The following is a 5,193-nucleotide window of genomic DNA, read 5'->3' as shown; positions in this document are numbered from 1 at the left end:
TAGGTGAGGTCGAAGTCGAGCGTCTTGACGATCGAGCCGGACGTACCGGTCAGCGTCGTCGTGTAGGTGCCCGCGGCGACGCCCGCGCTGTCGGTCACCGCGACGGCGGCATTCCCCGGCGGGACGACCGTGGTCGGCGTGACGGCGCCGGTCGCGCCGCCCGGCACGCCGCTCAGTGCGAGATCGACCGGCGTCGAGTACCCCTGGATCTGCCCGATCGCGACATTCGCGTCGAAATCGGTGCCGACGCACATCTCGGCCGCGGCCGCCGGCGTCGACATCGTGAAGCTCGGCGCCTGGGAACAATTGCTGCAGACGAGCGCGAAATCCTGGTCGGTCGCGTCGCCGCTGGCGGGCACGCCGTCGCCGGCGACATTCGTCGCGGTGACCGTGATCGTGACGTCGCCACTCGTGCCCGCCGGCAGGAACACCGCTTCGTAGTTGTTCTTGGTGTCGGCGGTGCCCCCGGTCGTGCTGAACGCATGGTCGAACCGGTTGCCGAGGTAGGTCTGGCCGCCGACTTCGACCTTGAGGTCGAGGTTGTTGACCTGCGGGCTCGTGCCGAGCGCGCCCGGCGCATCGGTGTAGGCGAGTGCGATGCGCACCGGCCGGCCGTTGTCGACGATGCCCCAGGTGTAGCTGCGCGTTTCGCCGCTGTTGTCGAACGTCTCGCTCTGGTCGAGGATCACTTTCGGCGTCGCGTCGAACATGTCGGTCATGTTCGGCATGCCGTAGCCCTGGCTGTTGCTCGGCAGGTTGTCGTTCGCGCTGACGCCCGTGAGGTACTTCGGGTGCGCCATGAGCCAGGCCTTCATGCCGGCCGGGCTCGGCGCGCGGTTGCCGCCGATCATGTCGACCGTTCCCGACGCTGCGCCGGCGCCGCCGTGCTCGATCCACCAGTACGCGAGCGACGCGATGCCCGCCGTCGCGGGCGTCGAATGGCTCGTGCCCGAGGACGCCGCGAACACGGTCTGGCCGGTCGGATGGTACTGGTCGCACACGCCCGAGCCGTTGTAGCCGGAGTAGTTGCTCGCGCCGGACTGGATGTGGGTGCCGGGGCCGATCACTTCGGGTTTGGCGCGCTGGCCCGGCGCCGGGCCGCGACCGGAGAAGTCGATCACGTCGTTCGCATTGTCGGCGCCGCTGGTGCCCGTGCCGCAGCCATCGGTCCAGCCGGGGCGCACGTTCTCCGACGCGCCGACGGTGATCACGTTCTTGCCCGCGCCGGGCGAGGACACGGTGCCCGCGGCCGGACCCGCGTTCGCGGCGGCGAACAGGTAGATCATCTCCTGGTTGCCGGCCGAGCCGCCGTCCGCGTCGCGCACGCCGATGTCGTAGGCCTGGTCGCCGTCGTCGTAGGTCGACGGCGGCGAGGTCAGGCCCCACGAGTTGCTGCTGATGCGCGCGCCGCTCTGCCAATTGGACAGGATCACGCCCTGGTCCGTGTTGCCGCACGCGCTGATGTCGTAGCCAGGCACGAAGATCGCGGTCGATCCGACGCGCCCGAACGGGTTGATGCCGAGGCCGAGCTGGTGGCCGTCGGCGTCCTGGTACGGCGAGCCCGTCGTCTGGTCGTAGCCGATGATGATGCCCGCATTGAGGGAACCATGGCCGTCGATCGCGCCGACCGACGTGCTCGGCGTCGACGAGCAGTTCTTGAAGTAGGCGACGCGCACCGGGTTGGCGAGGTTGCCGCCGACATGCAGGCGCGGGTCGGCCGTGTTGAGCACCGTGACGCCGCTGCCTCCTTCGTCGATCGTGCTGTCGGTGAGGTCGACGACCGGGTAGTCGGTCGCGACCTGACTGAAGCCGTGGTCGATGAGGAACTGCAGGTAATCGATCGAGGCCGGGCCCGGCGTGAAGTCGCCGGTCATGATGATGTCCTGCTTCTCGTCCATCATGCGGCGCGGCGAGGTCGCGCCGACGAACGTCACGTCGGGGCGGTCGGCGATCGCGGGTACGTCGGACAGACGCACGCGCAGCTTGAGGTTCTCGTACGCGAGCACGGGCGCCCACGCGTAGTCGGACTTGCCGTTGCCGATCGGGCCGAGCCGGCCGCTCGGCAGGATGCCCCTGCTTTCGACGAAGGCGCGCGTCTCGCCGACGCCGTCATGGCGATACACCTGCACGACGACGTCGACCTCGTCCGACGAAGCCGGCGCGGCGCGCAGGCGCTCGCCGAGGGTCGGATCCACCTTCAGGAAGCCGTACAAGGGCGCGGCGAATTGCAGCCACGAGGACGATGCGCGCAGATCCTGCAGGCGCGCCTGCGCGGCGACGTCGGTCCATACGATGTAGCCGTTGTTGGCGACGTACTGCACGGGCTTGATGCCGCGCGCGGCGAGCGCGTCGAGCCACTGCTGCTTGACCGGCCCGACGAACTGCAGCACCTGCAGCTTCGGTCCGTCCGCCGACTGCATCGCGAACGGCGCGGGCGCCTGCAGCGCGCCGCGTTGCGTATCGAACGGCTGCGCGCTGAACAGCAGCATGTCCGCCTCCGGATCCGCATGCACGTCGGCCGATGCGGCCTTCATGCGGTCGAGCGTCGGCGTGTCGACGCCGTACAGCGCGAAGCGACCGTAGTCGGCGATCGGCTGCGCGTCGGGCGCATGCGGGAATGCGTCTTTCGGCGCGAGTACCTTCCAGGCGCGCGCGGGCGTCGAGGAGGCGAAGGAAGGCAGCGCCACGATGCCGCCGGCGCCGACGAGGGCGGCGACGATGGCCGTCACGATCGGTTTGTGCATGATGTCCCCATCCGTGTGCGAAACGACGAACGAACCGTCGCACGTCGCGACCGGGCGCGACGCGCGAGCGAATCGGTGGACGTCGCCGCACGAGACAGCGCGAGCCGATGCCGGCAGCGACCCGCCGATGCTAGATCAGCACGAACGCGATCGATTCGGCCGTCGAGCGCAGGCCGCATACACCCGTGGACCGAGCGTCGCGACGTACGCACGAGTACGGTTCAGAAGATCTCCGCGACGCAGCAACGCAGGCTGCCGCCGGCCTTCTCGATCTCCTCGAGATCGACCGCGCCGAGCGAGAAGCCGAAGCGTTCGAGCAGCACGCGCTGCGACGGCTCGAGCGCGTCCGCGGCCATTGCGCTCAGCCACGCGCGGCCGGGCGCGAGCGCGATCGCGTTGCCGGCGAACGCGCGCTTCTGCGCCGCGCTCAGGTGCACCGCACGGCGGTCGTATGCGCGCACGATCGCCTCCGGCACGGCTGGATCGGCGAAGCCGTCGCCGGCGACGATCACGGCGCGGCCGGCGAGCACGGCAAGGACGACGTTGGCGTGATACTCGCCGGCGGCGAGCTCGAATGCGAACGTGAGGCGCAGGCCGAACGCCTCGTGCATCGCGCGTGCGCCGGCGAGGTCGCAGCGCTCCGACAGGCCGCAGTAGCCGATGCCGCGTGCGCGATCGATCACGAGCGCACCGGTCAGCTCGGCGACGTAGTCGCCGCCGGACAGGTCGAGCTCGCGGTAGCCGAGCACGTCGCGGAAGAAGCCGCGGATGTCGCTGCGAGCGGCTTCGCGCTGGCGCACCGGATGGCGCATGCGACCGACGATGAGGTTGCCGCGCGCGGTCGCGAACACGTTGTTGGGAAACATGCCGTCGGGGCAGTCCGGATCACCCGGGAAGGTCAGCACCGGCACGTCGGCACCGAGCCGGCGCGCGAGGTCGGCATGCTGGCGCAGCGCGCGCAGCGGATCGGGCGCGCGCGAAAGGTCCATGTAGCGGTTGTCGCGCGCCGACTCTTCGGCGAGCACGCCGCTCGCCGGGCTGACGAGGAAGGCGCTGCGCGCGGTCGCCGCACCGCGCATCGGATAGCGCTCATCGCTGAACTCGGCGAGGAAGGCGGCGGGATCGGTGACGAACATGGGGGCCTCAACGCACGGCGTCGTACCGGAAGCAGCCGACCAGATGGTCGTTGACCATGCCGGTCGCCTGCATGAATGCATAGCAGATGGTCGAGCCGACGAAGCGGAAGCCGCGCTTGCGCAGCGCCTTGCTCATGCGATCGGACACGTCGGTCGTGGCGGGTACCTCGGCGCGCGTGCGCCAGCGGTTGCGCAGCGGCCGGCCGTCGACGAACGACCACAGGAACGCATCGAGGCTGCCGTGCTCGGCGATCGCGTCGAGCGCGGCGCGCGCGTTGTCGCGCACCGATTCGATCTTCATGCGGTTGCGGATCAGGCCCGCGTCGCCGAGCAGCCGTTCGACGCGCGCGTCCGTGATGCGCGCGCAGCGCTCGATCTCGAAGTCGTGAAACGAGCGGCGATACGCCTCGCGCTTGGCCAGCACCGTGCGCCAGCTCAGGCCCGCTTGCGCGCCTTCGAGGCAGAGGAACTCGAACAGCGCGCGATCGTCGTGCAGCGGCACGCCCCACTCGCTGTCGTGGTAGTCGCGCTCGATTTCGCTGCCTGCGGCCCAGTCGCAGCGAACAGGCTCCCGCGCCTTCATGGTGACGATCCTCGCTCGTGGACACGTATCATACGCAGCCCGCCGCCCGCGCCATGCGCACGACTGTGACCGACGTCTCATCTTCCCGCCGTCCCGCGCTCGTCGCGCTCGGCCTGCTCACGCTGGTCTGGAGCTACAACTGGATCGTCATGAAGCAGGCGTTGCGCTACAGCGGCCCGTTCGAGTTTTCCGCGCTGCGCTACGTGCTCGGCAGCGGCGTCCTCTTCGCGGTGCTGCTCCTGCGTGGCGAGTCGCTGCGGCCGCCGCCATTGTGGCCGACCGTGCTGATCGGCCTCGCGCAGACGACCGGCTTCCAGCTCTTCGTGCAGTCGGCGCTGCTGGTCGGCGGTGCGGGCAAGACCGCGCTGCTCGCCTACACGATGCCGTTCTGGGTCGTGCTGATCGGCTGGCTCGCGTTCGGCGACGAGCCGACCCGACGACTGCGTCTCGGCCTCGTCGTCGCCGCCGCCGGCCTCGTGCTCGTGCTCGAGCCGTGGCACGGGCTCGGCGGCGCGCGCAGCTCGGCACTCGCGCTCGCCGGCGGCGCCTGCTGGGCGATCGGCGTGGTCGCGTCCAAGCGGCTGTTCCTGCGCGGCGGAACGAGCGCGCTGTCGCTGACCGCGTGGCAGATGCTGATCGGTACGCTCGCGGTCGTCGCGATCGCCGTCGCGGTGCCCGAGCGCCCGATCGAATGGACGAGCTGGTTCGTCGGCGCGCTCGTCTACAACGC

General features: G+C 70.1%; 4 protein-coding genes. 1 reads left to right on the top strand and 3 read right to left on the bottom strand.

Annotation, left to right across the window (positions count from 1 at the left end):
• The 3 genes from VI238_RS14325 to VI238_RS14315 form a co-directional block, all read right to left on the bottom strand.
• On the bottom strand, positions 1-2,744 hold a 2,744-nt coding region (locus VI238_RS14325), incomplete at its 3' end, for a S8 family serine peptidase (protein WP_331652530.1).
• 221 nt (positions 2,745-2,965) lie between these two features.
• Positions 2,966-3,880, bottom strand: coding sequence for an arginine deiminase-related protein (locus tag VI238_RS14320; protein WP_331652528.1), 915 nt, complete (start codon positions 3,878-3,880; stop codon positions 2,966-2,968).
• A 7-nt stretch (positions 3,881-3,887) separates the two neighbouring features.
• Entirely contained in the window at positions 3,888-4,463 is a 576-nt protein-coding gene (locus VI238_RS14315; protein ID WP_331652526.1) for a DNA-3-methyladenine glycosylase I, read from the bottom strand.
• Between the two features lie 53 nt (positions 4,464-4,516).
• Here VI238_RS14315 and VI238_RS14310 point away from each other — a divergent pair.
• Positions 4,517-5,193 (top strand): DMT family transporter (locus VI238_RS14310; RefSeq protein ID WP_331652524.1); only part of this gene is annotated, 677 nt, incomplete at its 3' end.

Origin of the sequence: Dokdonella sp. (assembly GCF_036518555.1) — a bacterium.
Taxonomy (GTDB): Bacteria; Pseudomonadota; Gammaproteobacteria; order Xanthomonadales; family Rhodanobacteraceae; genus Dokdonella_A.
Note: the sequence above shows the minus strand (reverse complement) of the source record. Positions and strands in the feature narration are given on the sequence as shown.

What these genes read in the sequence shown, in the direction of transcription:
- VI238_RS14320 (WP_331652528.1), bottom strand. Translation starts at nt 3,880, where the DNA reads ATGTTCGTCACCGATCCCGCCGCCTTCCTCGCCGAGTTCAGCGATGAG.
- VI238_RS14315 (WP_331652526.1), bottom strand. Translation starts at nt 4,463, where the DNA reads ATGAAGGCGCGGGAGCCTGTTCGCTGCGACTGGGCCGCAGGCAGCGAA.